The organism is Paenibacillus sp. P4_A7 (assembly GCF_056402455.1).
The window spans coordinates 1-5,026 of record NZ_JBFUHJ010000415.1; the positions used below are offsets into that span (position 1 = coordinate 1).

A 5,026-nucleotide genomic window follows, 5' to 3' on the forward strand; every position below is an offset into this window, starting at 1 on the left:
CAATAGATGTCATGCTCCGTAAGACTTTCACCATGATCGCCAAATAGAATCATGAGTGTATCTTCTTGAATACCAAGCTTCTCCAAATGATCATCCAAATCCTTCAACCTGTCGTCCAAATATTTTATTTCCGCATCATAAAGGGAATCGATATATTGGCTATCTGTAATCGGTCCAACTAAATCATAATGATGGTGCTTAAAGAAAGGATAAGCTAGGTGATTATAAGCCCCTTCCATGCTTTTGTTAGCTGGATCATAGGGATCGCGGCCGGATTCATAGAAATCAGAAATGGAAGAGGACGGCGGCAAATAAGGCGTGTGTGCGTCCCAGTAATGTAAAAAAAGAAAAAAGTTCTCATCCTTATGCTGCTCAATCCAGGGTATCGCCAAATCGTTAACGGTTTTTCCATCGATCCAGCGATTGCCGCCTACACTATTCATATAGTAACGGTACCCTCTTACAAACCATTCTTTTAGCTGGTACATATTATCCACTGCCGCGGTCGTAAATCCTGCAGAACGAAGAATGGTCGGCAGCCATTCTATAGATTTAGGCAGATGCGCCAGATCCGAGCCATGCGATACGACGCCTGTCGTGAGGCCGATCTTCCCAGTAAATATACCGGTATGAGCCACCTCAGTAGGAATATCCGCGGCGTATGCGCGTTCAAATAACACGCCCTGTTCAGCGATACTGTCAAGATATGGACTAGTCGGTTTGGTATAGCCGTATCCACTTAATCGGGAGGCTCGCAGTGTATCCAGTGAAATTAGAATAATTTTCATATGGTTCTGTTATCCTCCTAAGGAGCAGCGTTCAAAACTCTACGTTTGTTGTTCAGCCAAGTTTCGATAATCCCGCTATTTTCTTCAATGGAATATGAGGATGTACATATCGTAATATCGGGACTTTCCGGCTCATCGAATGGATCGGATATCCCTGTAAAATACTTCAGCTCACCGCTGCGGGCTTTTGCATACAGCCCTTTCACATCACGCCGCTCACATTCACTGAGCGAACACTTTACATATACCTCAACATATCCAGGAAGCTCGCTGCGGTTGAACTCCCTCATCTCACTATAAGGCGTTATAGCAGATACTATAACATCCACACCATTACGTGCCAACAGCTTAGATACATAAGCGATTCGCCGAATATTCTCGAACCGTTCTTCCCTGCTAAAGCCCAGCCCTTTACAAATAGTTTGACGAAGCTCATCACCATCCAGTATCTCGACCCGGCGACCCTGCTGTACTAGCTTCGAAGCAACATGTCGTGCCGTAGTCGTCTTCCCGGCTCCCGATAAACCAATAAACCATAATACGGATCCTTGTTGTGTATTCATGTATGCATACCTCCTATGAGTCAAAGTGCAGATGTAACCTCTATTGGGACCCCGCCATTCTGATGTGATCTTATGGCAGCTTCAATGACCTCCTGTGCCGCCAATGCATCGAAACCCGATGCTTCGATTTCATTAGGTGCGGCTCCCGCCTTGATCTGTGAGATAAAACGGTTGATTCGCTGTTTAAAGGTGTCATCGAATCCCTGCATTCCGCCGAACAATGGATTCCGAATAACCGTTATTTCATCGGTTTGGTGAGGATAGTAGGTCATACTCTCGTATAAATTATCAATGACAATCCGACCTTCATGACCTGCCACCTCACAGTTCTCGATAGGGTGACGCATCGACATGTCGTAACTGCCTGTTAAATGTCCAACAGCCCCTGAAGCAAACTCCATATTAATGGAAACTGTCGACCATGATGTTCTTCCCGGCGCCTTTGTCATAAAGGACTGCACCCGCTTCACATCTCCTGCAAAGTAACGCATGACGTCGATAGAATGCGGATGCAGAGCCCGCATATGTAGCCATTCCGTATCTTCCTGTGCATTTTGAATGGTGAGCCTCATATTTAGAAATAAGAGAGATCCTAGTTTTCCTTGTTCCACCAATTCCTTGGCCTTATAAGCCGCAGGCGTAAAACGATGATTCAAATTGCAAGCTAGTCGTATCCCTTTCTCCCTAGCAAAGCTGACCATTTGGCGTGCTTCTTCTATTCGATTGGAAATCGGCTTCTCTACTAGTACATCCTTGCCTGCTTCAATCGCTGCCATTACAGGTTCAAAGTGGTGACTGCCTTTCTCTTCACCCGCGGTAGCTACAATGATAACATCAATGGGCACTTTATCTAGCAGATGTTTGAGATCGGTAAAGTGTGGTACACCGAACTCACGGCCGGCCGACTCGGCTCGATCCTGCATCAGATCGCAAACAGCCGCAAGCTCCGTATCGGGGTGCTTCTCGTACGCACGGCAGTGAATTTTCCCGATGTGGTTAACACCAACAACCGCAACTTTAATCAATAGTACCCTTCCTCTCCATTTAAAGTATTGGACCCCCTTACCTTTCTCTATTTCTTTTCTTTGGCCTGCAGTGATCGAGCATTTACAATAGAACCAATATAAAGAGAATCGTAAGCCTCCTGAGAAGAAGTGAACGTTTTATCTTTACCATGCCAATTCAAGTTGGTATAAATCGGATTTACCCGACCCACTTCCGTCTCGCGTCTCGCGATATGGTCTTCCATTCGTTTTCTGAGCAGGGCTACAACCTCCGGCTCTTGATCGGCAACATTGACGTTTTCTTCCGGATCCTGAATTAGATTATATAATTCTACCTCCGGCTTAAAATGAAAGTCCGGCTCCAGCGCTTGGATCAGCTTCCATTCCTGGGTTCGCCATCCGTGCTTACGCATCCATGTACATTCTGTAATGTAGAACTCGCTAATACGATCTGTTTCTTCACCGATCATCATTTTCGTAAGACTTCGGCCGTCAAATGCCACATCGGTGTCCACTTCAAGCAGTTCAAGCACGGTTGGCATAATATCGGAAATGAGGGTAACATCGGACACTCTTTTTCCTGATGGCACATGGCCCGGAAACTTGATAATAAGCGGAACGACAAGCGTACAGTCGTACAAGCCGTGATGGTCGAAATAACAATCATGTTCATATAACGTCTCACCGTGGTCAGATGTAATTACGATAAGTGTTTCTTCTTCAAGTCCGAGTGCTTTCAGCCTGACGAACAGACTCTGAATACAAGCATCCATGTAGGCTACCGCACCATCATATTGGGCCGTGACATATTCGTGATCAGTGACACCCTCTGGGATCCATGATTTCAGAAAATCTCCAAAAGGTTTAAATCCGTAGACCTGCTCCATCGAGTCATTAGCCGGGTCTTTCTCATCCGCACCATAGAAGATTCGTTCATACGGGTCCGGCGGTAAATAAGGCGAGTGTGGATCCATATGCCGCAGAAACAACAAAAACGGTTTATCCTCCGCAGCAAGCCGGTCCAGCTCAGGAATGGCTACATCGTTAAGATTTTGTGCCTTAGGAGTACGTCCTGTATCATCCGGCACCCACGATTCATAATTGAGATAACTCTGAAAACCACGTGATGATGGATTCCCCGTAAATCCAATACAAGACGTATTGTAGCCCTTTTCCCCAAGCACTTCTGCCAAGGTTTGGAGGTGCTCTCCCATCGGGCCCTTGTGCCTTAGAGCAACTACGTCTGTTTCAAATACGTCCATCCCTGTCAGCATTGAAGCATATGCAGGTGTTGTCGGAATGCTTGGGCTGAAATGCTTCTCAAACAAGACGCCTTCACTAGCAACCTTATCCAGATGAGGTGTAGTCAACCGAGAATAGCCATAGGAACTCATATGATCACTGCGCAAGCTGTCAATTCCAAAAATGATGACATTAGATTTTTTGTTTGACATCATGGTTTCCCTCCTAGCGAGCGTTTAATTTTTTTAGACAAGCGTTTAAGTATCCATAGGATTCTGCTGCGACGATCGAGACCTCTGCTAATGAATGAGATGGCCCTGCGCCGATCACTTCAAGAACAACAGGACCATCGTAATTACCGTCAACTAACACTTTGCAATAATTGTATAGATCGATTTCTCCCCGTCCGCATGCCTGCATTCCTATCTGTCCAGGTCCCTGCTCCCTACCCTTGCAATCGCGAATATGAATATGCTTTACTCGGCTCATCACGAACGGAAGAGCTTCCTCCGCGTTCTCTCCAGCCCTGTGAATATGGCTCGGATCCATATCTATTCCGAATGCTTGAGATGGAATCTCCTCCATCGCTCTAAGCGTTGTAGGCGTATTATGGATGGAGCTGCCTACATGTGCTTTTACGCACAGAGTAATACCATAGGAAGCCGCTCTTTCCGACATTCGAGCTAATGTATCTATGGAAGCCTTCAAGTCTTCTTCAACGCCAAGCTTGCCGCCAGGTCCTACATTCACGACCGGGATTCCTATTTCAGCCGCTGCCTCGAACGCGGGAAACAATCGTTCTTCATTTAACGAAGCGACCTCGGTAGATAGAAACACAAGTCCATTGTCCTTGACGATGGTTTGGAGCTCGTTTTTCTGTTCTCTCCAGCGGCTTAAATCCAAATGCTCGCACATTCCCTCTATAGCGGCGATTTCAATGCCATCATATCCGCATAGTGCGATTTGCTTTGCAGCTTCGGCAAAGCCAAATTCTTTAAATAACACAGAGTTTACGCCAAGCTTAATCATGTAAGGTGAACCTCCCTGATTTTTAAATAGCCTCTCGGCATTCGCCGAGGGAGATGGGGCATACATCGCTGTGCACCCTAATTAACTCATATTAATGAGATTAGCCTCACTAAACAGTGAGCTTCCCTCATTATCCGTTTAGCATTACTTCATAAACAGTGGATCACCGTGCAGCGGTGGAAGTGCATTAGGCCTTACTACTTCCCCGCCCCGCTCATACGATTCCTGCACCGCATGTACGTATTCCAATACAGCGAGAGCATCCCTGCCGCTTGCGCGTAATTGATCCTGTGAAACTTTATTGGATACATCCTCTAGAAAAGCATGAAGTCTGTTATTAAAGGTTCGGTTGAAATCCTGAGTTCCGAAGTCGGTAACCTCTGCCTGGATAGGGGTACTG

Annotated in this window: 6 protein-coding genes; all 6 read right to left on the minus strand. The window is 46.2% G+C overall.

The window, feature by feature from the left end:
* Positions 1-788, minus strand: a 788-nt coding sequence (locus AC1DWN_RS27705) for a sulfatase (RefSeq protein ID WP_477562108.1), incomplete at its 3' end; no start/stop codon positions are given.
* Positions 789-805: 17 nt separating this feature from the next.
* Positions 806-1,375 (minus strand): adenylyl-sulfate kinase, encoded by a 570-nt coding sequence (gene cysC / locus AC1DWN_RS27710; protein ID WP_477562109.1) that lies wholly within the window; start codon positions 1,373-1,375, stop codon positions 806-808.
* Entirely contained in the window at positions 1,372-2,376 is a 1,005-nt protein-coding gene (locus AC1DWN_RS27715; RefSeq protein ID WP_477562110.1) for a Gfo/Idh/MocA family protein, read from the minus strand. The genes cysC and AC1DWN_RS27715 overlap by 4 nt, the downstream gene beginning before the upstream one ends.
* A 47-nt stretch (positions 2,377-2,423) precedes the next feature.
* Positions 2,424-3,812, minus strand: a complete 1,389-nt coding sequence (locus tag AC1DWN_RS27720; RefSeq protein WP_477562111.1) for a sulfatase family protein — start codon at positions 3,810-3,812, stop codon at positions 2,424-2,426.
* Positions 3,813-3,822: 10 nt separating this feature from the next.
* A complete protein-coding gene (locus tag AC1DWN_RS27725) occupies positions 3,823-4,626 on the minus strand; it encodes a sugar phosphate isomerase/epimerase family protein (RefSeq protein ID WP_477562112.1) in 804 nt (267 codons plus the stop codon).
* A gap of 144 nt (positions 4,627-4,770) precedes the next feature.
* Positions 4,771-5,026, minus strand: a 256-nt coding sequence (locus tag AC1DWN_RS27730; RefSeq protein WP_477562113.1) for a hypothetical protein, incomplete at its 5' end; no start/stop codon positions are given.